Here is a 23,994-nt window from a genome sequence, read left to right as displayed (position 1 = left end):
CAGCGGGCGCGCGCATCCACTGATTTCGAGATGTGAAACGCGGCGACTTCCGGGCATATCCGGAAGCGGCAGTGCCATCATCCGATCATCGCAATCGGTACGGCCTATTCATGCAGCCCCCTGCCCTCACCAGCTTCCGCCATCGCCTTATCAGCGGCGCCTTTCTGGCGGGGAGCTTCGTCAAGACGCCGAGCCCGCACGCCACCGAGATCCTGGGCAATAGCGGCTTCGACTTCATCGTCGTCGATCAGGAGCACGCGCCCTTCGACCGCGGCACGACCGACCTCGTGCTGCTGGCGGCACGGGCCGCCGGCATCGCCGGCGTCGTCCGCGTCCCGACGCTGACGAGCGATGCGATCCAGGCCTCGCTCGACTGCGGCGCGGTCGGCATCCTCGCCCCGCATGTCGCGAGCGTGGCGGATGCGGAGGCTCTCGTCGCTGCCTGCCGCTATCGCGGCGGCAAGCGCGGCTTCTCCGGCGTCACGCGCGCCGGCCGCTATGGCGGCAGCAAGATGTGGGAGCTCGTCGATGCAGCCGATGCGGCGGTGGCGACGATCGCGATGATCGAGGACCCGTCGGCGCTGGATCAGATCGACGCCATCCTCGCCGTCGAGGGGCTTGATGCCGTCTTCATCGGCCGCGGCGACCTCACCGTCGCCTTCGGCGCGCCGACCCGCGATGCGCCAGCAGTCCGCGACGCAGTCGAGACGATCCTCCAGGCGGCGAAGCAGGCCGGCAAGCCGGTCTGCGTGATGACCGACAATGGCGAGGAATCCGCCGCCTTCGCCGAGCGCGGCGCCAGCGCCTTCATCCTCTCTTCGGACCAGGGCTTCCTACGCAAGGCCGCGAGCGAGACCCTGGCGCAGATGCAGACAGCCAGGAGCCGGGTCGAGAACCCAGGCTCCCGATAGGAGATCCGGACCCGTGAGTTATCCCTCCAGCGATCCGCGCTCGAAGCTGTCCGCGCCCGCAGCGGCCAAGGCCGCCCCGGTCAAGGCCTATGCCGGCGCCGACTATGCCCGCTTCTACGCAGAAGAACCGCAGCAGGCGAACGAGAGCGAGCGCACCTGGCTGGCGCGTGGCCAGAATTTCATCACCGCCTATTCCGAGGTGAAGCCGGGCGCTGTACTGGCACGCGCGGCGCAGCCGGACGAATACTGCCTGATCCTGCCCGAGAAGGAGCTCGGCGCCACGGTCACGGCCGGGACCGAGACGGTCGAGGTCGCGGGCGGCTCGATCGTCTTCGTGCCGCCGGGCGCCTCTCGCATCGCCCTCAAAGGCGCCGGCCGCGTCATCCGCATCTTCTCCAGCGTCGCAGCCGATCTGGCGGCAGCGTGTTCGAATGCAGCCTCCTATGCGCAGCCCCATGCCAATGTGGCGCTGCTGGAGCCCTGGCCGGAACCATCAGGCGGCTTCAAGATCCGCGCCTACAGCCTCGATGCCGGCGCCGGCGAGGGCCGCTTCGGCCGCATTTTCCGCTGCACCACGCTGATGGTGAACATCCTCGACCCGCGCCTCGGCTTGCGCGACGTCACCGCGCTCTCGCCGCATCATCACGATGATTTCGAGCAGGGCTCGCTGGTGATCGACGGCGGCTATATCCACGACATCCGCTGGCCCTGGACGCCCGACATGCGGATCTGGCGCGAGGACGAGCACGAGCTGATGGCGGCGCCGTCGCTGACCGTGATTCCGCCGCCCTCGATCCACACCTCGCGCTCGGTGCTGCCCGGGCTGAACCAGATGATCGACATCTTCTCGCCGCCCCGCCTCGACTTCTCGCAGAAGCCCGGCTGGGTCATCAACGCCGCGGATTATCCGATGCCCGGCGAAACCGCCTGAGGGCCCGCGACATGACCGCCACGACCCAAACCACCGACGCCCGAAGCCGGCAGATCGCCGATCTCCTGGTCGGCGCCGTCGACCTGCATTGCCATAGCGGCCCGGCCGCGATGCCGCGCATCCTCGACCATCACGAGGCGATGCTGGACGCCGCCGCGGCGAAGTTTCGCGCCGTCGTCTACAAGGACCATTTCTACCTCGGCACCGCCCATTCGATCCTGCTCGAGAAGCTGGTGCCGGACACCGGCGTCAGGCTGTTCTCCGGCATCGCGCTCAACAATGCCTCGGGCGGCTTCAACCCGCATGCAGTCGACCACGCCATCAAGCTCGGCGGCAAAATCGTCTGGATGCCGACGCTCTCGGCCAAGAACCATATCGACGTGCTTGCCTCGGGGGCGGTGAAGACCTTCCCCAAGACCGCGCAGAAGATGCTCGACCCGATCCCGCTGACGCCGTTCGGGACCGACGGCAAGCTGACCGACGAGGTCAAGCTGATCCTCGACCTGATCGCGGCCGGCGACATCATCCTCGCAGGCGGCCATCTCTCGACGCCCGAGCTCTTCGCGGTGTTCGAGGAGGCGAAGGCGCGTGGCGTCAGGAAGCTGCTCGTCAACCACCCGACCTACATGGTCAATAATTGCAGCGATGCGGAAATCCGCGACCTCGTCTCGCTCGGCGCGGTGATGGAGCATTCGATCTGCATGTTCGTCGAGGGCAAGTCGAAGAAGTTCGAGCCGCCGGAGCTGCGCCGGGTGATCGAGGTCGCGGGCGTCGAGAACACTGTGCTCTGCTCCGACCTCGGCCTCACCGGCTCGCCGCGCCCGATCGATGGCTATCGCGAGATCGTCGGGCATTTGCTCGACCTGCAGTTTACCGAGGCAGAGATCAGGCGGCTCACTGGCGGGCATGCTGCGGAGCTGCTGGGGCTGGATGACGCCTAAAGCCCAGATTCCGGGTTTTCGCAGAGCTGCGAGCCCGGAACTCTTCCGTCATGGTCGGGCTTGTCCCGACCATCCACGTCTTCATGGTTCGCGTGCGGTGTTCAAGACGTGTATGCTCGCCACAAGGGCGAGCATGACGTGGTGGATGTTGATCCGTCTCCGGATCAATCCAGCGAAATCGCCGCAGCCCGCACGACATCCGCCCATTTCGCAACTTCCTGCGTCTGCGCGGTCCGCACGGCCGCGGCATCGCCGCTCAGCGCGCGCACGCCGATCGTGGCGAGTTTCTCGCGCGCCTCGGCGCTCTCGACATAGCCGCGTACGATAGCGGCGGCGCGCGCCACGATCGGATCGGGCAGCCCCTTTGGGCCGACCAGCGCGAACCAGCTCGTCGCATTGACCCCCGGCAGCCCGGCCTCGGCCAGGGTCGGCACCTCCGGCAATTGCGGCGCGCGCTGATCGCTGGTGACGGCAAGTGCACGGATGCCGCCGCTTTTGACGTGCGGGATGTAGCTCGGCAGGAAGTCGATGGCGACATTCACCGTTCCCGCCAGCAGGTCGTTCGAGAGCGGCGCCGAGCCGCGATAGGGCACATGCGCCATCTGGAAGCCAGCCTTGCGCTGGATCAGCTCGCCGGTGACATGGCCCATCAGGCCGAAGCCGGGGCTGCCGAAGGTCAGCTTGCCCGGATTGGCCTTGCCGTAGGCGACGAGCTCGGCGAAGGACGAGACCGGCAGCGAGGGATGGACCGCGACGATGCCCTGGACGTCGCCCACCAGCGCGATCGGCGCGAAATCAGCGAGCGGGTCAAAGGACAGGCTCTTGTAGAGCAGCTTGTTGGTCGCGAGCGGCCCCGAGGTCGAGAGGAACAGCGTATAACCGTCCGGCGCAGCCCGGACCACGCCGGTCGCCGCGATGTTGCCGCCGGCGCCGATCTTGTTTTCGACGACGAAGCCCTGGCCGAGCTCGCTGCGCAGCTTCTCGGCCAGCAGGCGGGCGACCACGTCGGTCGAGGCTCCTGCTGGGAACGGCACGACGATGGTGACCGGCCGGCTCGGCCAGGTCGCGGCAAAAGCCCGCCCCTGGACGGCCAATGCACCGGCGCCTGCCATAGACGCGATGAAACGACGGCGTGAGATTGGCCGCATCATGTGAGGTTTCCTCCGGACAACATTGCTTTGACGCTGTTGTCCGGACACTAGGCACGGGCGGCGCGCGGTCCGGGGGAAAGCGCCGCTATTTCTCGCCTTGAAACGCGACGCCCATGGATTGCGAGAGAGCTTCGAGCTGCGCCTCGATGTTCGCGGCGGCCTTCTTCAGCGGATGGATGATCCGCGCCTTGTCGTCGGGGTTGGCGACCGCGGCGCGAAAGAAGGTCACGCCGAAGGTCGCAAGCACCCGCTCGCCGAGCTTGATCGGCACCGCGATCGTCGCAGAATTCTTCGGCTCGGCGGCTGGATCGCGCTCGGTGTAGCCGCGCCAGCGGGCCTGCGCGATCATGCGCTCGACATCCTCGTCGGTGAGGCTGCTGTTCTCGGGCTCGGCCGAGCTGCGCATCGCGGCGCGCAGCACCTCGCGCTCCTCGTCAGGACAGAAGGCGAGATAGGCGCGCCCGAGCGCCCGGCCACCGAGATTCAGCCGGTAGCCGAGCGTCGCGTGGAAAGGCGAGATCGGGCTGTCGGGGATCGTCGAGAAGCGCACGACCACCGCGTCATAATCGAGCAGGCAGACAGCGCAGGGCCATTTGATCTGGCGCGTCAGTGCAGTCGCCCAGGGCCGCGCCGCCTCGATCACCATCGGCGCGCCATGGAAGCCCGAGCTCAGATGCGCGACCTGCGAGGTCACGAGATAGCCGCGCATGCGCTCGTCGCGCACGACATAGCCGGCTCCGATCAAGGTCTCGAGCAGGCGCACGATCGTCGGCTTCGGCATGCCGGTGCGGCGATGCAGTTCGCCGACGGTCGCGACACTGCAGCGATTGACCTCGGTCAGCAGCCGCAGCGCCTTGAGGACGGACTGGACAGGCGCGAAGGAGAACACGTTGCGGATCCGGCTAAGCGAGCACGAACCGCTGTTCTAGCTCGGAATCCGCCGGGCTGGCTTCTTTATTCGCAGTCGCCCCCGCGGGCCCTATTCGGGCACGGTGAGGACGACCTTGCCGACCTGGTCGCCGGCATCCATCAGGGCGTGCGCGTCCCGGACGTCGCGCCAGTCGAAGCTGGCGCATACATGGCTGCGGATCGCTCCGCTCTCCAGCAGCGGCCAGATCTGCGCCACCAGTTTGGCGGCGATCCGGCCCTTGTAGGCGGCATCGCGCGGCCTCAGCGTCGAGCCGGTCAGGGTCAGGCGCCGGCGCACGATGTTGCGGACATTGACCTCGGCCATCTGGCCGAGATGGCTGGCGATCAGCACGACGCGGCCGTCGGGCGCCAGCAATTGCAGCTGTTTTTCGGTATAGGGCCCGGCCTGCGCGTCGAGGACGACGTCGACCTTCTCCTTGCCGATCGCAGCCTCGATCTCCGCCACCCAGTCGGCGCGGTAGTCGAGGGCGAGATCGGCGCCGATCTCCAGGCAGACCGCGCGCTTTTCGGCGGTGCCAGCGGTCGCGATCACGCGGGCTGCGCGCAACTGCCTGGCGATCTGGATCGCGGCCATGCCGACGCCGCTGGTGCCGCCCTGGACCAGCAGGGTCTCACCCTCCGCCAAGCGGCCGAGCCAGATGACGTTGTTCCAGGCGGTGAAGAACACCTCCGGCAGCGCCGCCGCCTGCGCGAAGGAGAAGCCTTCCGGCAAGGGCATGCATTGCAGGGCCGGCACCGCGCAGAACGCGGCATAGCCGCCGCCATTGGCGAGCGCGCAGACGGCATCGCCGACCTTCGGCCAGGCGACCTCGGCGCCGACCGCCTCGACCACGCCGGAAACGTCGAGGCCGGGCAGGTCGGTGGCGCCGGGCGGCGGCGGGTAGAGGCCGCGCCGCTGCTGGATATCGGGACGGTTCACCCCAGCCGCCCTGACACGGATCAGCACGTCGCCGGCGCCGAGCACTGGCAAGGGCCGCTCGCAGAAGGCCAGCACCTCGGGGCCGCCCGGCCTGGTGATCTCGATCGCTTTCATCAGATGGTCTCGTTCTTGTTTTCTGAGGAGCGGAGCGAACGCATGATTTCGGGCATCCGCTCGCGAGCCGACGTCATCAGGCGCTCGTAGATCGAGTTGCCGTTGGCATCGATCGCGACGATCACCGGCCCGAAGCCGTCGAGCCGGAGCCGGTTTAGGCGGAACTGCATGATCAGGTCGCGCCAGGCGCAATCGGTCACCGCCTCGACGCCCTCGCTCAACAAGGCCGAGGCGCCGCCGACGAAGGAGAAATAGACGCAGCCGACATCACGCATGGCATCGACGCTCTCCTGCGAGAGCCCGCCCTTGCCGCCGGTCGCGGTCAGGCGCAGGCCCCGGATCAGCGTCGGCATCAGATGGTTGAAGCGGCTCGACGTGGTCGGGTTGACGTAATGGACCGTGCCGGGGCGATCGTCGGCGTCCTCATAACTCACGCCCATATGGAAGAAGGCGCCGTCGCGCAGGGACAGCGGCAGCTCGCGGCCGGCCTCGACCTCCGAGACCATGCGCTTCTGGGTGGGCATGCCGACCGTCGCGACCGCGTCGCCATCAAGCAGCACGACATCGCCGACCTTCAGCGCACGCGCCGCCGCAGGTGTCAGCGGCAGGGTCAGGCGCGGCAACGAGGAGCTCGTCATTCGATCCGCTCCACCACGCCGGAATTGTAGATTCGCGCCCTTGTCCGCCGGTTGATCCAGCAGTTGAACGAGACGGCAACCGGCGTGAAGCCATGGCCGGAGGCGTATTCGATGTGGACGCCGAAGGTCGTGGTCGCGCCGCCGACGCCCATCGGGCCGAACCCCATCTGGTTGACCGCGCGGGTCAGGCGCTCCTCCATATCCGCGACCATCGGCTCGGGATTGCGCTCGCCGAAGGGGCGCAAAGTCGCGTCCTTGGAGAGCTTCGCGGCGTGATCGAAAGTGCCGCCGACGCCGACGCCGATCACCACCGGCGGGCAATGCTGGCCGCCGGCCCTGAGCACGATCTCGAGGATGCAGCGCTCGATCTCGTCGAGGCTCGGGCTGACCAGTATCTCGACTGCAGCCCAACGCCCGCCGCCGAGCGCCTTGGGAGCGCAAGTGATGTCGAGATAGTCGCCCTCACCGACAAGGTCCCAGGAGACCAGCGGCATGTCCTTGCCGTGAAAGCTGCGCTCGTTGGTCAACGGGTTGGTGACGAAGCGCAGCAGCGGCGGCTGGATCGTGCGGGTGAGCTCGGCAAAGCCATCGACGATGGCCTGGCGGATATCGCCTTCCATGCGCGCGCCGGAGCCGATCTTGATGCTGTAGCTTGGCACGCCGGCATCGGAGCAGAGGAACTTGCCGGTGGTCTCGGCCCGCTCGGCACTGTCGAGCATGAAGGCGAGCGTCTGGCGGGCCTGCGGCTCGGTCTCCGTCGCGAGCGCCTTGCGAAATTCGGCCTTGGAGGATTCAGGGATACGGCGCAGCGACCAATCATAGAGATTGGCGGTGACCTCCTTGACCAGATCATAGGTGATTGCCATGCGCACCGTCCGTTCGACGGCGTGAAACTAGTCGAATGACAGACGCCGGCTGGCTGCCCACGCCGCGTTTCGCGAGGTGAAATCGAAGCCACGCTCCTGCCTGCCTCTCGACTTCGCTCTATTGAGCGGATCAGCCGCAGCGACGAGCGGTCCAAGGACAGGACGAGATCATGAGCCATGTCGACATCACCGGCTTCGATCTGACGATCGACGAGATCGTCCGCGTCACCAGGCAGAAGGCACCTGTCACTGTCACCTCGGATGCCGTTGAACGCATGGAGGCGGCCCGCGCCATCGTCGACGAGGCGGTGGCGCGCGGCGACGAGGTCTATGGTGTCACCACCAGCGTCGGCGCCAAGACCGGCGTTCCGCTCGCCCCGGAGCGCATCGGCGAGTTCAACCGCCGCCTCCTGCTCACCCACAACGTCGCGCATGGCCCGTTCGCCCCGCATGAAGCGGTCAGGGCGATGATGGTCGTCCTGCTCAACTCGATGGCAAGCGGGCGCCTCGGCGTGCGGCCGCTGCTGGCCGAGCGGCTCACCGAGGCCCTCAATACGGACCGGCAGATCGACGTGCACATCTGGGGCTCGATGGGCCAGAGCGACATGGCCCCGATCACCGACCTTGCCCTCGCGCTCTACGGCGATCTCGAGCTGCAGGCCGGCGAGGCGCTGGCGCTGCTCAATTCCAGCGCGCTCGCGCTCGGGACAGCGGCGCTCGCCATGGCGGATCTGCAGCGCAGCCTCGACCTCTGGAGCCTGATCGCCGCGCTGAGCATGGAGGGCTTCGCCGCCAACCCTTCGATTGTCTCGGACGCAGCTCTGCGCTCGCGCCCCTTCGCTGGGCTCAAACGGCATGGCACCCGGATTCGCCATTATCTCGACGGCAGCCATCTCTTCGCCAAGGGCGGGCCGCGGCACCTTCAGGACCCGTTGAGCTTCCGCTCGCTGCCATTGCTGCACGGCACGGCGGCGGACAGTCTGGGTTTTGCCTATCGCCAGGTCGAGACCGAGTTTCGCTCCAGCCAGAACAACCCGATCGTCTCGCTGGAGGACCGCGCGCTGGTCTCGGTCGCCAATTTCGACACGGTCTCGCTGACGATGGCGCTCGACATCGCCCGCCTCGCCTTCGCGCCTGTGGTCACGGGCTCGGCCGAACGGGTCGCCAAGCTGGTCGATTCCTTCTGGTCCGGGTTGACCGTCGGCCTGATCGAGGAGGACGGCGTCGGCCTGCCGGGCTTCAACGGCCTCGCCCAGTTCCACAAGGCGATCACCTCGGAGGCCAGGTTGGCCACAGCACCGGTCGTTCAGGAGCTCGCCAGTTCGAGCCATTCCAACGGTAATCTCGACCGTGCCGGCATGGCGGGATTGGCGGCGCGAAAGACAGCTGAAGTTGCAACCCTCTGCCGCTCGATCGCGACAATCGAGCTGCTCGTCGCGGCTCAGGCCGTCGATATCAGGAAGGCCGCTCCGCTTGGCGCGGTCACAGGCAAGCTCCATGCGCTGGTTCGGGAGGTGATCCCGTTTGCCGCCGCGGGCGATCGTGTTCCCCATATCGAGCCGCTGCTGCGGCGTATCGAGGATTGGGACGAGGTCCAGAGCATGATCGAGCTAGACTGACCGACCCCGGGCGCCCAGCTTTTAGGTCGATGCTCTATGTCGCGTTCGCCAACTCGGCCTGGAGGAAGCTCAGAAAGGCGGGATCGTCGGCATAGGCGACATTGATGCGCATGCCGGCGGCTCTTTCGTCGCCTTCGGGCTGGTGCCGCTCGGGCCGGAAAACCGTGCCGGGCGCGATGAAGATGCCTTGCTCGGAGGCGCGGCGCGCGAGCGCGAGGTCGTCCAGGCTGGGCGGCAATCCGACCCAGAGATAGTAGCCGCCGCCCTGGCGCGTGAAGACCGGCAGGCCGAGGCGCTCCAGCCCGCCGAAGGCGCTGCGTGTCGCCTTGCCGATCCGCTCCCGCAGGCGCTTGAGGTGGTGACGGTACTGCCCGCTGGCGATCAGGTCGCTGACCAGGCGCTCCAGATAGCCGGAGCTATTGACCACGGTCAGCATCTTCATGTCGCCGAGCGAGCGGGCGAGCGCCGGGCTCGCCGCGACATAGCCGATGCGCAGGCTGGCCGAGAGCGTCTTGGAGAAGGTGCCGAGATAGATCACGCGCTCTAGCTGATCGAGCGCCGCGAGCCGCGGCGCGCTCGCCGGCATCACATCGGCAAAGGGGTCGTCCTCGACGATGGTGAGATCGTGCTGGGCGGCGATCTGCAGCAGGCGATGGGCGATCGGCAGGGCGATCGAGCCACCGGTCGGATTATGCGCCAGCGACTGGGTGAAGAACACCTTTGGCCGATGCCGCGCGATCTGCGCAGCGAGATCGTCGAGGTCCGGCCCGTCGGCTAAACGCCTGACGCCGGCCATCTCGATGCGTGCCAGTTTCAACTTGCCGAAAAGCGGATAATAGCCGGGGCTGTCGACCAGGACGGTATCGCCGGGCTGCAGCAGCTGGCGGATGATCAGGTCGAGCGCGTGGTTGGCGCCGAAGGTCAGCAGGATTTGCGCCGGCGAGACCTGGATCGAGCGCTCGGCCAGCATCAGCCCGATCTGGGCGCGCAAGGGCGCATAGCCGACAGGATCGCCATAGCCGTGCTCGATCGGCAGGTCGCCCTTGCCGCTGCGGACGCGCAAATGCCGCCCGAGCTCGGAATCCTCCATCCATGAGCGCGGCGGGCGACCGTCGCCGACGCGTACGGGATGGACCTGGCAGAGCTGCTCGCGCAGCAGCGAGACGATGTCGATCGCCTCGCTCATATGCGGCGGAGGCGCCTCGCTCGGCCGCTGGCCGGGCGCGCGGACATAGAAGCCGGCACCGCGGCGGGCTTCGAGCCTGCCGCTGGCGACGAGCCGGTCGTAGACCTCGACCATGGTGTTCTTGGAGACGCCGTATTCGCCGGCCGCCAGCCGCAGCGAGGCCATGCGCCGGCCGGGCTGGAGCAGCCCCTCGTCGATCATCCGCCCGATCCGGGCGACGATCGCGCCGGTGCGGTTGCTGTCGGCCTGCTCGTCCATCGAGCCTCGCATTGTACCAGTCAAATCACTGGTACAGAGAATGGGACATTGCGGAAATTGTGCCTTGCCGCTCTCCGGCGATTGTCCGAGCTTGTCAACCGAAGAAGCGCCGACGCCGATTGCACGGCGCATGAGACAACCCCAGCTGGGGAGGAAACGACATGACGACGGCCGAGGCGCAGAGCGCCGCCGGGCGTGAGGTGAACTCGCGCATCGAGAACTATCGCAATCTGAGCTGTGCGGAGCGGCTGGCCAAGGCCGTGGCCGCAGCCGGGCTCTCCGATGCCGACCGCGCTTTGCTGGCGCAGCCGGGCGCGCTGCCGCTCACCCTCGCCAACGGCATGATCGAGAATGTCGTCGGCACCTTCGAGCTTCCGCTCGGCATCGCCACCAACTTTACGGTCAACGGCAAGGACTACCTGATCCCGATGGCGGTGGAGGAGCCCTCCGTCGTCGCCGCTGCCTCCTACATGGCGCGGATCGCCCGTGGTTCAGGCGGCTTCCGGACCTCCAGCGACCGGCCGATCATGCGGGCACAAGTCCAGCTGCTCGGCCTCAGTGATCCGGAAGGCGCCCGCCACAAGCTGCTGGCGGCGCAGGCCGAGATCGTCGCAGCGGCCAACGCCAGGGACAAGGTGCTGATCTCGCTCGGCGGCGGCTGCCAGGGCATCGAGGTCCATGTCTTCCCGCAGACGCCGCGCGGGCCGATCGTCGTCATGCACCTGCTCGTCGACGTGCGCGACGCGATGGGCGCCAACACCGTCAACACCATGGCCGAGACGGTGGCGCCGATCGTCGAGCGCATCACCGGCGGCACGGTGCGCCTGCGCATCCTGTCGAACCTCGCTGATCTCCGGCTGGCGCGCGCCAGCGTCACCATCCCCGAGGCAGCGCTGGCGACGAAGGAGTTCTCTGGCCGCCGCATGATCGACGGCATGCTCGACGCCTATACCTTCGCCGCGATCGATCCCTACCGCGCCACCACCCACAACAAGGGCATCATGAATGGCATCGACCCCGTGGTGGTCGCGACCGGCAATGACTGGCGCGCCATCGAGGCCGGCGCGCACGCCTATGCCGCGCGCAGCGGCCGCTACACCTCGCTGACGACGTGGGAGGAGGACCGAGACGGCAACCTCGTCGGCTCGATCGAACTGCCGATGGCGCTCGGCCTGGTCGGCGGCGCCACCAAGACGCATCCGCTGGCGCAATGGTCGCTGCGTCTGCTCGGGATCCAGACCGCGCAGGAGCTGGCCGAAGTCACCGTCGCGGTCGGGCTCGCCCAGAACATGGCGGCGCTCCGGGCGCTGGCGACCGAGGGCATCCAACGCGGCCATATGGCGCTTCATGCCCGCAACATCGCCATCGTCGCCGGGGCCGAGGGCGCCGAGGTCGAGGTGATCGCCGCCGAGCTCGCCCGCACGCACGACGTCCGCGTCGACCGGGCGCGCGAGCTGCTGGCGCAGCGGCGCAAGGGCTGACCTTTTTCAAGACTCACCACAGAACCGCATCAAGCGGACGACAACCGGAGGAACGTTCATGGACAATCGCATCACCCGCCGCACGCTCAGTGCCCCTGCTGGTCTCGACCGGCATGGTGCTGGCGCTGCCGGCTCTCGCGCAGAACGAGATCAAGATCGGCTACAATGCCGACCAGTCGGCCTCGGGCGCGGCCGAACTCGGCCTATCGGGTCTCTACGGCTTCCAGGCCGCCATCGAGGATTTGAACGCACAGGGCGGCGTCCTCGGCCGCAAGCTCATTGGCGTCGTTCGTGACGATGCCGGCGCGCCGCCGAAGTCGATCCAGAACATGAACGAGCTGATCGACAACGAGAAGGTCGCGGCCGTGGTCGGCCCGACCAATTCCGGCAATGCGCTCGCCTGGCTGCACATCCCGCAGCAGAAGAAGGTGCCGGTGATCTCGCATGTCGCGACCGCGACCGACATCACCGCCCGCTATGCCAAGGAGCCGCAGAACTACATCTTCCGGGTGTCGATGGTCGATCGCGAGCAGCTCGCTCTGCTCGCCGCCTATGCGGTCAAGGCCTCGAAGAGCAAGAATGTCGCGATCATCGCCGACACCACCGGCTACGGCCAGGCCGCGACCAAGGACCTGCAGGAGATCCTGACCCTGCACGGCATCAAGCCGGTCGGCATCGAGAAGTTCGGGCCGAAGGACACCGACATGACCTCGCAGCTCGCCAAGCTGAAGGCGGCCGGCGCGGACATGATCATCACCGGCTCGCTGGCGGACGCCACGGCGCAGGTGCTGAAGAGCATGGAGAAGATGGACTACTATCCCGGCCTGCTCTCGACCTGGGGCTCGATCAACACGCCGCTGGTCAACATCGCCGGGCCCAAGCTCGCCGAGAAGACGATCTTCGCGGCGTCGACCACCGAGGACGCCAGCGACCGGGCGGCCGCGCTGCACAAGCGCCTCGTCGCCAAGCACCCGAACATGCCGGCCTTCGTCTCGGCTGCGCAGGGCTATGACGCGGTGATGCTGATCGCCGCCGCGATCAAGCAGGCCGGCGGCACCGAAGGGCCGAAGCTGCAGCAGGCGCTCGAAAGCCTCGGCGCGGTGCAGGGCATCATCAAGACGTACGAGAAGCCCTTCAGCAAGGAGCAGCATGAAGCGCTCGGCGTCGCCGACTTCCACCTCGCGCAGTGGAAGGACGGCCGCGTGGTCAAGCTCGACGACGCCGTGGTCAAGGGACTGACGGCGGCCGATCTGAAGCGCTGAGCGTCCTCGTCGGACTCATCCCGTCATGGTCGGCCTTGTGCCGGCCATCCACGTCTTCGCTTCGCTGCTCGCATGTGGTGGTCAAGACGTGGATGCTCGCCACAAGGGCGAGCATGACGGCGTGTCGTGGGATGGCTTGGAGGGGATGGCGGCTCTAGAGGCTGGCTGTTCAGAATGATGGCGCAAACGACCTGAGTCGTGGCGGAGAGACGATGACGGCATTCCTTCAGGCTCTGGCCAGCGGTCTGGCGCTGGGCGCGATCTACGGGCTGATCGCGCTCGGCTTCAACATCACCTACGCCACGACCAAGACCTTCAATTTCGGCCAGGGTGCCTTCCTCGTCCCGGGCAGCCTGGTCGGCGTCTCACTGCTGCTGCTGGCGGCGGGCAAGCCGCATTTCGGCAATCTCACCCAGGCCGAGATGACGATGACGGCCTATGTGCTGGCGACGATCGCCAGCGTCGTCGTGGTCGGCGCCATCGGCGTCGCGCTCTATTACTGCGCGATCAAGCCCTTCGTCGGCGCCGGCGGCCTCAACTGGGTGCTGAGCACGATCGGTTTCGGCATCATCATGCAGAACACCGCGCTGGCGATCTGGGGCCCGGCCTCGATCGCGGTGCCCTCGCCGCTCGGCAGCGAGGTCTGGCGCATCGCCGGCGCCGGCATCCGGCCGCAGGAGGTGCTGATCGCGGTCGTCGCGGTCGCCGTCATGGTCGGGCTCGACATCGTCCTGCGCAAGACGCGCTTCGGCAAGGCGTTGCGGGCCGTCGCCTTCAACCCGCAGGCAGCCGCGATCGTCGGCATCAATGTCGAGTCGATCGTGATCGCCGCCTTCGTGATCTCGTCAGCGCTGGCGGGGCTCGCCGGCATCCTGATCGCGCCGATCACCACGGCTTCCGTCTTCATCGGCCTCGGGGTCGCGCTGAAGGCGTTCTCGGCTGCGATCGTCGGTGGGTTGACCAGTCCGCGCGGCTGCATGCTCGGCGGCTTCCTGCTCGGCGTGGTCGAGGCGCTGGTCGGGCTCTGGCGTGCCGAAATGCGCGAGATCACCATCTTCCTGCTGATCATTATCGTGCTGGTCGTGCGGCCCAGCGGGCTGATGGGCGCGCGCAGCGTGGAGAAGATCTGATGCCTGCGCTCGCCCACGCCATCGGGGTGGCGATGCTGGTCGCGGCGCTCGCGCTCGTGCCTCATCTCGGCTTCAACGATTTCTACCTGCAGATCCTGTTCACGATCGGGGTGAACTATCTCGCCGCCGCCGGGCTCAACGTCCTCGTCGGCTATGCCGGCCAGAAGTCCCTCGGCCATGCCGGCCTCTTCGCCGTCGGCGCCTATACGGCGGCGATCGCCAATATCGAATGGGGCTTCAGCCCCTGGCTCTCGCTGCTGCTGGCCTGCGGCTTCGGCGCGATCTTCGGCCTCGTCATCGCCATGCCGTCGGTGCGCGTCTCCGGGCCAAGCCTTGCCATGGTGACGATCGGCTTCGGCATCGTCGTCGAGAAGATCGTCACGGAATGGACTGACGTCTTCAAGGGCCAGGCCGGCTTCTATGGCATCAATGCGCCCTCGCTCGCCGGGACGAGCTTCACCAACCTGCATTGGGTCTGGTTCGTCGGCGCGCTCTGCATCGCCACCCACCTGATGCTGCGCTCGCTGCTCGCCGGCCGCTATGGCCGTGCCTTCCCTGGCGGTGCAGATGGCGGAGCCGGCGGCGCAATCGGTCGGCATATCCGTCGTGCGGGCCAAGACGCTGGCTTTCGTCATCTCGGCGGTGACCTGCGCGCTCGCCGGCGCCGTGGTGGCGCAGCAGAACCAGTATTTCAACTCCGACTTCATCACCTTCAACCTGTCAATCTTCCTGCTGGTCGTGGTGATCTTCGGCGGCTCGGGGTCGCTCTATGGGCCGCTCTTCGGCGCGGTGATCCTGACGCTGCTCGACGCCTGGCTGGCGCGCTGGCCAGCGCTGCAGCACTTCACCTATGGCGCGCTCCTGCTGTTCTCGCTCTATCTGATGCCGAACGGCATCGCAGGCGCGGTTTCCGGCCTCGCGGCGCGTTGGCGGCGGACCGCCCCTGCCCTGCCCGGTATCGCCGGCCACAGTGTTCTTTCGACAAGGTCGGCGCCGGCGGGCGGCGAGATCCTGATCGTCAAGGATCTCTACAAGGCCTATGGCGGCATCGTCCCGGTCCGCAACGTCTCCTTCGCTATCACTGCCGGAAAAGTGCATGCGCTGATCGGCCCGAACGGCGCCGGCAAGACGACCCTGCTCAACCTATTGTCTGGCCATGTCGCGCCCGATGGCGGCTCGATCCGCTTCGAGGGGCGCGAGACGGCCGGCCTCCCGGCCCATCGTATTGCCTCGCTCGGCATCGCCCGCACCTTCCAGAACCTCAAGCTGTTCGGCGAGCTCTCGGCGCTCGACAATGTCCTGCTCGGCGCGCACCGGCATGTCGAGACCGGCTTTGTCGCCTCGTTGCTCGGCCTGCCGTCGAGCCGGCGTGCGGAAGCCACAGCGCGTGCCGACGCGCTGGCACTACTGGCCGATCTCGGTCTCGGGGAACGCGCTCATGAGCCGGCAAAGAGTCTGCCTTACGGCCTGCAGCGGCGGCTCGAGATCGCACGCGCTCTCGCCTCACGGCCAAAACTCCTGCTGCTCGACGAGCCGGCCGCCGGCCTCAATCCGCAGGAGACGCATGAGCTCGGCGAGGTCATCCGGCGCATCCAGCAGGCCGGTGTCACCGTGCTCTTGATCGAGCACCACATGGACCTGGTCATGGGCATCTCGCAGCATGTGCTGGTGCTCGACTATGGCGCGCTGATCGCCGAGGGACGGCCGGAGGCGATCCGCCGGAATCCCAAGGTGGTCACCGCCTATCTCGGCGCCGATGACGATGCTGCCGCGACCGGAGACGCCGCATGACCATGCTCGCGATCGAACGGCTGAAAGTCCGCTATGGCGCGGTCGAGGCGCTGAAGGGCATCTCGCTCGCTGTCGGCCAAGGCGAGGTCGTCACGCTGATCGGCGGCAACGGCGCCGGCAAATCGACGCTGATGCGGGCGATCGGCGGGCTGGTGAAGGTCGCCGGCGGCTCGATCCGTTTCGAGGGCCACGATACCACCGGTATCAAGGGCCATGAGTGCGTCCGGCTCGGCATTGGCCACTCGCCGGAGGGGCGCATGGTCTTCGGCGACCAGAGCGTGCGCGACAATCTGGTGCTCGGCGCCTATGCCCGCCCCGACGAGGACGGAATCGCCAGCGATATCGAGCGCTATTTCGGCATTTTCCCGCGTCTCGCCGAGCGGCAGGACCAGCTCGCCGGCACACTGTCCGGCGGCGAGCAGCAGATGCTGGCGATCGCCCGTGCCCTGATGGCGCGGCCGAAGCTCCTCCTGCTCGACGAACCCTCGCTCGGCCTGGCGCCGTTGATCGTGCGCGAGGTCTTTTCCGTGATCCGCCGGCTGCGCGAGGAAGGGATGACGATCCTCTTGGTCGAGCAGATGGCCAATCAGGCGCTCGCCATCGCCGACCGCGCCTATGTGATCGAGACCGGCACGATCACGCTCGAAGGCACCGGCGCTGAGTTGCTCCGCGACGAGCGCGTCCGCTCGGCCTATCTCGGTGCCTGAGATGGCTGACAGCGTCACTATCGTCGAGGTCGGCCCGCGCGACGGCTTGCAAAACGAGAAGGCCGAGATCGCCACCGTCGACAAGCTGGCGCTGATCGGCATGCTCGCCGATGCCGGCCTCTCCCGCATCGAGGCGACGGCCTTCGTCTCGCCGCGCTGGGTGCCGCAGATGGCCGACCATGGGGCGGTGATGCGTGGCGTCGATCGGCGGCGGGGCGTGATCTATTCCGCCCTCGTCCCCAATGAGAAAGGCGCGGAGGCCGCGCTTGCCGCCGGCGCCCAGGCGCTCGCCGTGTTCACCGCCGCTTCCGAGAGCTTCTGCCGGAAGAACACCAATTGCTCGATTGCCGAGAGCATCGCGCGTTTCCGGCCGGTGATGGCGCTGGCAGAACGCGCCAGTGTGCCGGTGCGGGGCTATCTCTCCTGCGCACTCGACTGCCCCTATGAGGGGGCGATCGCTCCCGAGGCGGTGGCTGCCGTCACAGCCGAACTGCTCGCGCTCGGCTGCAATGAGATCGCGTTATCCGACACACTCGGCCGTGGAACGCCGGAGCGGACGGCCGCCATGGTCGAGGCGGCGTTGCAACGGGTGCCGGCGACGATGCTGGCCGGGCATTTCCATGATACGTCAGGCCAAGCTATCGCCAATGTCGAGACGGCGTGGCAGCTGGGCCTGCGCGTCTTCGACGGTTCGGTCGGTGGTCTCGGCGGCTGTCCCTACGCGCTCGGTGCGGCCGGCAATCTTGCGACTGAGCGGCTGGTTGTGCATTTCGCAGCCAAGGGCGTCGAGACCGGGGTCGACCTTGCACGCCTTAACGGGATCGCCGAACGGGTTGCCGAGCGCTTTCGACCAGCCGGCGCTGCATCGAGATAACGCGTGCTGCCCGACATGGGCGATGCCTCGGCGGTGGCATCGACGCAGCGCGGGACGCCCGGTATTGATGCTTCACCACAGCGGCATTGAGCGGGGTCGACCAATCGCCTCCGTTCGGGCAGAACGAGTGACGGATGGGCCCGCCCAAGCTGGCTCGAGCGACGAGGGACGGATGACGCAGAAGGTTTATGACAACCCGGCGGCGGCCCTGGATGGGCTGTTGTTCGATGGGATGACGATCATGTCGGGCGGCTTCGGCCTCTCGGGCAATCCCGAGAGCCTGATCCCGCAGGTCCGCGCTTCGGGCGTGAAGAACCTGACGGTGATCTCCAACAATGCCGGCGCCGATGGCTTTGGCCTGTGGATGCTGCTTGAGACGCGGCAGATCAAGAAGATGATCGCCTCCTACGTGGGCGAGAACAAGCTGTTCGAGCAGCAATACCTCTCGGGTGAGCTCGAACTCGAGCTCAACCCGCAAGGCACGCTGGCCGAGCGCATCCGCGCTGGCGGCGCCGGCATCGCGGCCTTCTACACCAAGACCGGCGTCGGCACCGTCGTCGCCGAGGGCAAGCCGGTCGAGGAGTTCGAGGGGCAGCTCTACGTCCGTGAGACCTGGCTCAGGGCCGATGTCGCCATCGTCAAGGCCTGGAAGGCCGATACCGCCGGCAACCTCGTCTACCGGCGCACGGCCCGCAACTTCAACCCGAACATGGCGACCGCCGGCAAGGTGACCGTAGCCGAGGTCGAAGAGATCGTGCCCGTCGGCTCGCTCGATCCGGAGGCGATCCACACCCCCGGCATCTATGTCGACCGCATCATCAAGAGCACGATCAACGAGAAGAAGATCGAGAAGCTCACCGAGCGCAAGAGGGAGGCAGCCTGATGGCCTGGACCCGTGAAGAAGTGGCCGCCCGCGCCGCCAAGGAGCTGCAGGACGGCTTCTACGTCAATCTCGGCATCGGTATACCGACGCTGGTGGCGAACTACATTCCCGACGGCGTCGACGTGACCCTGCAGTCGGAGAACGGCCTGCTCGGCATCGGCCCCTTCCCCTATGAGGGCGAGGCCGATCCCGACCTGATCAATGCCGGCAAGCAGACGATCACCTCGCTGCCGAGCTCCAGCTACTTCTCCTCGGCCGACAGCTTCGCGATGATCCGCGGCGGCCATATCGACCTGACCATCCTCGGTGCCATGGAAGTGGCTGAGAATGGCGACATCGCCAACTGGACCATCCCCGGCAAGATGGTGAAGGGCATGGGCGGCGCGATGGATCTCGTCGCCGGCGTCAAGAAGGTCATCGTGGTGATGGATCACGCCAACAAGGCGGGGGAATCCAAGGTACTGGAGCGCTGCTCACTGCCGCTGACGGGCGCGGGCGTGGTCGACATGATCATCACCGACCTCTGCGTCATGAGCTGCGACAAGGAAAAAGGTGGTGGACTCACCCTGATCGAACTCGCTCCGGACGTCACGCTCGACGAGGTCAAGGCGAAGACCGCCGCGTCCTTCGCGATCGCTCCGGCGTTGGCGAAGGCTGCCTGAAGGCCGCTTGAGAACAACGAGGGCAGCGCCGATTGCACGGCCCTGCCCTCGCCAGCGCTTCTCAATGCATGCCGCCCCAGAGCAGCGGCTGCAGAGACAACACCAGCAGCGCCGCCATGGTGATGTTGAAGATGCGGACATAGCGCGCATCGGTCAGCCAGCGGCGCAGCGTCGTCCCGAAGGCGGCCCAGAGTGCAACGGTCGGCGCGTTGACCACGGCAAAGAGCACCGCAACGAGCAGGATCATGCCCAATCCGCCATTCGCCGGCGTATAGGTCGCGATGGCGCCGATCGCCATGACCCAGGCTTTAGGATTGACCCATTGGAAAGCCGCCGCCTGCCAGAAGCTCATCGGCTTGCTGGCAGTGGTCTTCTCGTCCATGGCGCTGGCGGTCGCGATCTTCCAGGCCAGCCACAGCAGGTAGGCCGCTCCGATCCAGCGCAGCGCCTCGTAGAGCCATGGCGCGGTAATGAACAGGCGGCCGATGCCGAAGCCGACGGCGAGCACCATCACCGCAAAGCCGGAGCTGATTCCGAGGACATGCGGGATTGTTCGGCTGAAACCGTGATTGACGCCCGAGGCCAGCACCATCGTGTTGTTCGGTCCGGGCGTGATCGAGGTCACGAAGGCGTAAGTCAGGAAGGCCAGGAGGAGATCGAGGGGCATAGGCGGCACGCGGTGATTGCGATTGCCGCGACCTTATCGATGTGACACTTTGTAAGAAATTATAATAGTGTCATGTGACGCTTTTAGGTTTCATACATGCGCCTCGCCTCCCCTTGGTCTCCGCGCCTCTCCGACGCGCCTGGCCTCACGCATGAGCGCCTCGTCACCGCTGTGGAGGAGGATCTCGCCGATGGCCGCGTTTCGGTCGGGGCGCGCCTGCCAGCGCACCGTGATCTCGCCTATCGGCTGGGCATCGGGCTCGGCACGGTCACCAAGGCTTATTCGCTGCTCGAAAAGCGCGGGCTCGTGCGGAGCGTGCGCGGGCGCGGGATGTTCGTCGCCGGCGCGGAGCCGAGTCCGAGCAAGATCATCGACCTCTCGGTCAACACGCCGCCGCAGATGCTCGGCGACGGCGTCCTCTCGGCGACGCTCGCCGCGCTCGCCAGGCAGATGGACGCCGACAGCTTCGGGCGATACCGGCCGCCGGCAGGAAGCATCGAGCACCGCGAGGCGATGGCGCACTGGCTTGCGGAGCACCGGCTGCGGATCGCCGCCGATCGTCTGTTTCTCACCAATGGCGCACAGCATGCCCTGGCCATCGCCCTCGCCGCTGCTGCCCGGATCGGCGGAACGGTGTTCACCGAGGCACTCACCTATCCGGGTGCCATCCTTGCCGCGCGCCAGAACCTGCAAGCACTCAAGGCCGTGGCTCTGGATGATGAGGGCCTGCGGCCGGACGCGCTCGCCGCGGCCTTCTCCGCGCATTCCGGCGAACGCCGCGTGGTTTATCTCACCCCCGACCCTGCACAATCCGACCGGCGTCACCATGGGGCCGGCGCGACGACAGGACATCGTCGCCGTCTGCCGCACCCACGACGCCGTCATCATCGAAGACGACGTCTATTCGCTGTTCACGCCCGCCGGACTGCCCGCTCTCGCGGAACTCGCGCCGGAGCGGACCTTTTACATCGCCGGCTTCTCCAAGATTCTGAGCCCGGGGCTGCGGATCGGCGCCCTCGTCGTGCCGCCCGCCGCAGTGCAGGCGGCACAGGGCTTTCTTCAGGCGACGTCGTCGATGGCTTCGCCGCTGATGTGCGCCATCATGGAGCGCTGGATCAGGGATGGCACTGCGAGGGCTGTCGGCGAAGCCATCCGTCGCGAGGCTACGGAGCGCGCCGCCGTTGTGCACGCGGTTCTAGGGAGTACAATCCAGCCCGCGAGCGGTGCCGGGTTCCATCTCTGGCTGCCGATGTCGCTCGCCGATGCGGCGAGCCTCGCCCAGGGCGCTGCGGCGCGAGGCGTGATGGTCACGCCGCCGGCGGCCGTCATGGTCGACGAGAATGATCGCGCGGCTGGAGTGCGGCTGTGCATTGGCGCCACCTCGCGAGAGAATCTCATGCGGGCGCTGCGGATCATCCGGCTCCTGCTGGACGGCGGCGCAGAGGATCGGCTCGCACGCATCTGAGTCGCGGCTCCGGCAGCCTTCCTCGAAGGAGCCGGAAGCTGCCTCCGATGGGCTCACGCGAGCGCCACATTGCCGTGACAGATTGGTTCAGAGGCGCGGAACGCCAACTCGCGTACCTTCGTTTCCTCGCCGACTGCAACGGAACCAGGAGGACGAGATGAGCCATCTTGGCAAGGAGGAGCGCGCGATCCGCAAGATCGCCTACGCGCTCTGGATGGAGCAAGGGCAGCCGGAAGGCCGCGATCACGAGCATTGGGAAGCCGCAAAGGAGATCTGGAACTTCCGCAACCGCACGACGGATGTCGTCGATACGGGCGCCGAAGACGAGCTCAAGGTCGAGCGCGCCCGCCGGCGCGAGCAGGAATTGTTGTCCTGACCCACGTCTTGCAGGGCTGGGGCTGGCCGCAGCCCTGCCATTCCCTGCCTGTATGATCGCAAACGGAGACAAGCGATGCGCGCTTCCGACATTGTGGTCGAGGCGATGCCTTGCCCTGTGGCCGGCGCCCGCGGGGAGCGGTTATGACGCAGCATATCGAAACCGGTCAGCTTCAGGTGCTCGAACGGCCGGAGACCGGACGGTTCGAGCTCGACTTTCCCGGCGGACAGGCCTTCGCCGTCTATCGCAGCGATGGCGACCGGATCGTGGTGACCCATACCGAGGTGCCGCCGGCCTTCAACGGGCGCGGCCTCGGCTCGCAATTGGCCGAAGGCATCTTCCGGATCGCGCGCCAGAGCGGACGTCGCGTCGTGCCACGCTGCTCCTTTGTTGCAGACTGGGCGCGACGCCATCCCGACTATAGCGATGTGCTGGCCTGACGCCTCTCCCCGCTGATCGGATGAGCTTGCCTCGCGCCCGATGATCGCGTTTGAAAGGCCTCGTCATGGAACGGGGCGAACTATGCCGGACGAACTCGTCATCACCGACTTCCCGCTTCGGGCGCGGGACAAGCTCCGCTATGGCGACACCGACCGGCAGGGACACATCAACAACGCAGTGTTCTCGACCTTTCTGGAAACCGGACGCGTCGAGCTGATCTATGATCGCGCCCGTCAGCTGGTCGAGCCGGGGACTGCCTTCGTCATCGCCCGGCTGGAGATGGATTTCCGGGCGGAGCTGCTCTGGCCGGGCGAAGTCGAGATCGGCACGCGCGTCGCCTCGGTCGGCCGCAGCTCCGTCCGGCTCGAGCAGGCGATCTTCCAGGGCGAGCACTGCGTCGCCAGCGGCATCACGGTGATGGTCCAGATGGACGAGGCGACACGCAAGTCGCGGCCATTCTCCGATGTGGTGCGAGAGCAGCTGCTCGCGCTGATGCCGCCGAGCACTTGATAGCGATTGCGCGCCGAGCATCGCGACGGGTTGCGCGGCGTCATCCGCACCGGCGGCACGTCCTTCCTGTTCGGGCTGCTCTTCGGCGACATCACCGGCAGCGGCGCGGTGATCTTCGCCTCGCGTACGCTGATCGACGCCTCGTATTCGCGTGAGGCCGAGACGGCCGCCGACGACTTCACGATCAGGGCGATGACGCGGCTCGGCCGATCGCCGGCACCGCTCGGCGAGTTCCTAGTCCGCATCACTGGTAATGCCGGCAAGACGACGATTATCGACAGCTAGTCGGTCAGCAGCGAAAGGCTGGCGCGGATGAAGCAGGCGGTGCCCATGACGATAGGACCACGGATCCTCAGCGATGCAGAATGGCAGGCGCTCCGGCGCGTTTGCGCGCCGGTGCCGGAGTGATCTACCCGCCCGCCTCCGGCCAGCCGACCAGTTCGGTCGGTGTCCAGCGCGCCTTGCGGCGTTCGCGCCGTCCCGCCAGTGCTTCGCCGCTGAAATCCCGCGGCTCGGCCGGTTTGATGAAGCGGGCGCGCTCGTCGAGCGTGTCGATATTAATCGTCGTCCAGGCTTTGCCGTCCTCGACCATCAGCATGGCGACATAGACGCCGCAGCGGCGGCATAAAACGACTTCGGAGGCAGTAAGGCCGAAACGGTAGCGCTGAAGGTGCGCCGGCTCATGCACGATGAGGCGGGCATGCGCGCCGGGATCCGAGACCGTCCTTGCATTGTGCTTGCGGCAGAACGAGCATTGGCAGGCGCCGATGACCTCCTCCTCAGGCGGGCGCGGCAGCGTCAGTTCGACGCCGATCGCGCCGCAATGGCAGCAGCCAGTCAATCGATGCGTCATGCCGCTTTCTCCATTTGATCTTCGTCACATCACAGACATTGGAGCTGTGCGATGATCCTATCAACACAAGTCATTTGATGCCGCATCGAATCAGGGGAACGGAATCACCCCCGCCGCGTTCGAGCCGCAAAATGCGGGAGGACATCATGAACACCCTTGTTGCAGCCTCGGCGCTGTTCCTTGCCGGCGGCCTTTCGACCGTGACCATGGGGGCCGTGCCCCTGCAGGGTGTTCTCAACGATTTCTTCTGGGCTGGCCTCGCCCTCGCCGCCTTCATCACGACGGCCGGCCTCGAAGCGTCGAGCTGAGGCGCCTTTCAAAATCTTCCCAATGACTTGACCCGCTGGGCCGATCGTCTGGCGCGCATTCTGCGCGCGGCGATCGCCTGCTTCTTTGGGGAGCGGCATCTTTACGCCGCCCTTATGCCC

General features: G+C 66.9%; 26 protein-coding genes and 2 pseudogenes. 20 read left to right on the top strand and 8 right to left on the bottom strand.

Features of this window, described 5'->3' with window-relative positions:
- Positions 1–110 precede the first annotated feature (110 nt).
- Genes QO058_RS01340 through QO058_RS01330 form a run of 3 tightly spaced genes read left to right on the top strand, consistent with a single transcriptional unit; the run spans position 111 to position 2,783 of the window.
- Positions 111–911: an HpcH/HpaI aldolase family protein gene (locus QO058_RS01340; RefSeq protein WP_284169956.1), complete on the top strand. Its 801-nt coding sequence runs from the start codon at positions 111–113 to the stop codon at positions 909–911.
- Positions 912–924: 13 nt separating this feature from the next.
- Complete coding sequence (locus QO058_RS01335) at positions 925–1,842, top strand: cupin domain-containing protein (RefSeq protein WP_284169955.1); 918 nt, start codon at positions 925–927, stop codon at positions 1,840–1,842.
- Positions 1,843–1,853: 11 nt separating this feature from the next.
- Positions 1,854–2,783 carry a DUF6282 family protein gene (locus tag QO058_RS01330; protein WP_284169954.1) on the top strand — a complete coding sequence of 310 codons (930 nt, stop codon included), beginning with the start codon at positions 1,854–1,856 and terminating at the stop codon, positions 2,781–2,783.
- A gap of 164 nt (positions 2,784–2,947) precedes the next feature.
- Here the strand turns inward: QO058_RS01330 and QO058_RS01325 are convergent, their stop codons facing one another.
- The 5 genes from QO058_RS01325 to QO058_RS01305 form a co-directional block, all read right to left on the bottom strand.
- The gene (locus QO058_RS01325; RefSeq protein WP_284169953.1) at positions 2,948–3,934 is read right to left on the bottom strand and encodes a Bug family tripartite tricarboxylate transporter substrate binding protein; all 987 of its coding nucleotides are present in this window, start codon (positions 3,932–3,934) and stop codon (positions 2,948–2,950) included.
- A gap of 85 nt (positions 3,935–4,019) precedes the next feature.
- Complete coding sequence (locus tag QO058_RS01320) at positions 4,020–4,823, bottom strand: DNA-binding transcriptional regulator (RefSeq protein ID WP_284169952.1); 804 nt, start codon at positions 4,821–4,823, stop codon at positions 4,020–4,022.
- 90 nt (positions 4,824–4,913) lie between these two features.
- A complete protein-coding gene (locus QO058_RS01315; protein ID WP_284169951.1) occupies positions 4,914–5,897 on the bottom strand; it encodes an NAD(P)H-quinone oxidoreductase in 984 nt (327 codons plus the stop codon).
- Positions 5,897–6,535 carry a fumarate hydratase C-terminal domain-containing protein gene (locus QO058_RS01310; RefSeq protein ID WP_284169950.1) on the bottom strand — a complete coding sequence of 213 codons (639 nt, stop codon included), beginning with the start codon at positions 6,533–6,535 and terminating at the stop codon, positions 5,897–5,899. Before QO058_RS01310 ends, QO058_RS01315 begins: the two co-directional genes overlap by 1 nt.
- Positions 6,532–7,401, bottom strand: a complete 870-nt coding sequence (locus QO058_RS01305; RefSeq protein WP_284169949.1) for a fumarate hydratase — start codon at positions 7,399–7,401, stop codon at positions 6,532–6,534. Before QO058_RS01305 ends, QO058_RS01310 begins: the two co-directional genes overlap by 4 nt.
- 170 nt (positions 7,402–7,571) lie before the next feature.
- Between QO058_RS01305 and QO058_RS01300 the strand changes: the two genes are divergently transcribed.
- Positions 7,572–9,020: an aromatic amino acid ammonia-lyase gene (locus QO058_RS01300; RefSeq protein WP_284169948.1), complete on the top strand. Its 1,449-nt coding sequence runs from the start codon at positions 7,572–7,574 to the stop codon at positions 9,018–9,020.
- Positions 9,021–9,054: 34 nt separating this feature from the next.
- On the opposite strand, the gene QO058_RS01295 is transcribed toward QO058_RS01300, so the two are convergent.
- On the bottom strand, positions 9,055–10,464 hold the full coding sequence (locus QO058_RS01295; RefSeq protein ID WP_284169947.1) for an aminotransferase-like domain-containing protein: 1,410 nt from the start codon (positions 10,462–10,464) through the stop codon (positions 9,055–9,057).
- 161 nt (positions 10,465–10,625) lie between these two features.
- Here QO058_RS01295 and QO058_RS01290 point away from each other — a divergent pair, with 161 nt between their 5' ends.
- From QO058_RS01290 to QO058_RS01250, 9 genes and pseudogenes are all read left to right on the top strand, one after another.
- Positions 10,626–11,945 (top strand): hydroxymethylglutaryl-CoA reductase, degradative, encoded by a 1,320-nt coding sequence (locus QO058_RS01290; RefSeq protein ID WP_284169946.1) that lies wholly within the window; start codon positions 10,626–10,628, stop codon positions 11,943–11,945.
- Between the two features lie 89 nt (positions 11,946–12,034).
- Positions 12,035–13,207 carry an ABC transporter substrate-binding protein gene (locus QO058_RS01285; protein WP_284169945.1) on the top strand — a complete coding sequence of 391 codons (1,173 nt, stop codon included), beginning with the start codon at positions 12,035–12,037 and terminating at the stop codon, positions 13,205–13,207.
- Positions 13,208–13,419: 212 nt separating this feature from the next.
- Complete coding sequence (locus QO058_RS01280; RefSeq protein ID WP_284169944.1) at positions 13,420–14,337, top strand: branched-chain amino acid ABC transporter permease; 918 nt, start codon at positions 13,420–13,422, stop codon at positions 14,335–14,337.
- Positions 14,337–14,801 (top strand): annotated as a pseudogene (locus tag QO058_RS01275) (branched-chain amino acid ABC transporter permease); the annotation flags it as partial. The gene QO058_RS01280 and the pseudogene QO058_RS01275, both read left to right, overlap by 1 nt.
- A 76-nt stretch (positions 14,802–14,877) precedes the next feature.
- Positions 14,878–16,128: a branched-chain amino acid ABC transporter ATP-binding protein/permease gene (locus tag QO058_RS01270; RefSeq protein ID WP_284169943.1), complete on the top strand. Its 1,251-nt coding sequence runs from the start codon at positions 14,878–14,880 to the stop codon at positions 16,126–16,128.
- A 2-nt stretch (positions 16,129–16,130) separates the two neighbouring features.
- Positions 16,131–16,835 (top strand): ABC transporter ATP-binding protein, encoded by a 705-nt coding sequence (locus QO058_RS01265; protein ID WP_284173068.1) that lies wholly within the window; start codon positions 16,131–16,133, stop codon positions 16,833–16,835.
- A gap of 1 nt (position 16,836) precedes the next feature.
- The gene (locus tag QO058_RS01260) at positions 16,837–17,709 is read left to right on the top strand and encodes a hydroxymethylglutaryl-CoA lyase (RefSeq protein ID WP_284169942.1); all 873 of its coding nucleotides are present in this window, start codon (positions 16,837–16,839) and stop codon (positions 17,707–17,709) included.
- A gap of 172 nt (positions 17,710–17,881) precedes the next feature.
- Positions 17,882–18,592, top strand: coding sequence for a CoA transferase subunit A (locus QO058_RS01255; RefSeq protein ID WP_284169941.1), 711 nt, complete (start codon positions 17,882–17,884; stop codon positions 18,590–18,592).
- A complete protein-coding gene (locus QO058_RS01250; protein WP_284169940.1) occupies positions 18,592–19,254 on the top strand; it encodes a 3-oxoacid CoA-transferase subunit B in 663 nt (220 codons plus the stop codon). Before QO058_RS01255 ends, QO058_RS01250 begins: the two co-directional genes overlap by 1 nt.
- A gap of 61 nt (positions 19,255–19,315) precedes the next feature.
- Here QO058_RS01250 and QO058_RS01245 read toward each other — a convergent pair whose 3' ends face one another.
- Positions 19,316–19,921 carry a LysE family translocator gene (locus QO058_RS01245; protein ID WP_284169939.1) on the bottom strand — a complete coding sequence of 202 codons (606 nt, stop codon included), beginning with the start codon at positions 19,919–19,921 and terminating at the stop codon, positions 19,316–19,318.
- A 96-nt stretch (positions 19,922–20,017) separates the two neighbouring features.
- On the opposite strand from QO058_RS01245, the pseudogene QO058_RS31310 reads away from it, so the two are divergent.
- From QO058_RS31310 to QO058_RS01215, 6 genes and pseudogenes are all read left to right on the top strand, one after another.
- Positions 20,018–20,647, top strand: a pseudogene (locus QO058_RS31310) (aminotransferase class I/II-fold pyridoxal phosphate-dependent enzyme); the annotation flags it as partial.
- A 100-nt stretch (positions 20,648–20,747) separates the two neighbouring features.
- Positions 20,748–21,386 (top strand): aminotransferase class I/II-fold pyridoxal phosphate-dependent enzyme, encoded by a 639-nt coding sequence (locus QO058_RS01235; RefSeq protein WP_284169937.1) that lies wholly within the window; start codon positions 20,748–20,750, stop codon positions 21,384–21,386.
- Positions 21,387–21,543: 157 nt separating this feature from the next.
- Complete coding sequence (locus QO058_RS01230; protein ID WP_284169936.1) at positions 21,544–21,762, top strand: DUF2934 domain-containing protein; 219 nt, start codon at positions 21,544–21,546, stop codon at positions 21,760–21,762.
- A 143-nt stretch (positions 21,763–21,905) separates the two neighbouring features.
- The gene (locus QO058_RS01225) at positions 21,906–22,202 is read left to right on the top strand and encodes a GNAT family N-acetyltransferase (RefSeq protein ID WP_284169935.1); all 297 of its coding nucleotides are present in this window, start codon (positions 21,906–21,908) and stop codon (positions 22,200–22,202) included.
- An 82-nt stretch (positions 22,203–22,284) separates the two neighbouring features.
- Positions 22,285–22,713 carry an acyl-CoA thioesterase gene (locus tag QO058_RS01220; RefSeq protein ID WP_284169934.1) on the top strand — a complete coding sequence of 143 codons (429 nt, stop codon included), beginning with the start codon at positions 22,285–22,287 and terminating at the stop codon, positions 22,711–22,713.
- A 6-nt stretch (positions 22,714–22,719) separates the two neighbouring features.
- Positions 22,720–22,998: a M48 family metalloprotease gene (locus tag QO058_RS01215; RefSeq protein ID WP_284169933.1), complete on the top strand. Its 279-nt coding sequence runs from the start codon at positions 22,720–22,722 to the stop codon at positions 22,996–22,998.
- Positions 22,999–23,122: 124 nt separating this feature from the next.
- Here QO058_RS01215 and QO058_RS01210 read toward each other — a convergent pair whose 3' ends face one another.
- Complete coding sequence (locus QO058_RS01210) at positions 23,123–23,566, bottom strand: GFA family protein (RefSeq protein ID WP_284169932.1); 444 nt, start codon at positions 23,564–23,566, stop codon at positions 23,123–23,125.
- A gap of 146 nt (positions 23,567–23,712) precedes the next feature.
- Between QO058_RS01210 and QO058_RS01205 the strand changes: the two genes are divergently transcribed.
- The gene (locus QO058_RS01205) at positions 23,713–23,874 is read left to right on the top strand and encodes a hypothetical protein (RefSeq protein WP_164547412.1); all 162 of its coding nucleotides are present in this window, start codon (positions 23,713–23,715) and stop codon (positions 23,872–23,874) included.
- Positions 23,875–23,994: the final 120 nt, after the last annotated feature.

It is taken from the genome of Bosea vestrisii (genome assembly GCF_030144325.1).
GTDB lineage: Bacteria > Pseudomonadota > Alphaproteobacteria > Rhizobiales > Beijerinckiaceae > Allobosea > Allobosea vestrisii_A.
This window is presented reverse-complemented; position numbering and strand designations above follow the sequence as displayed.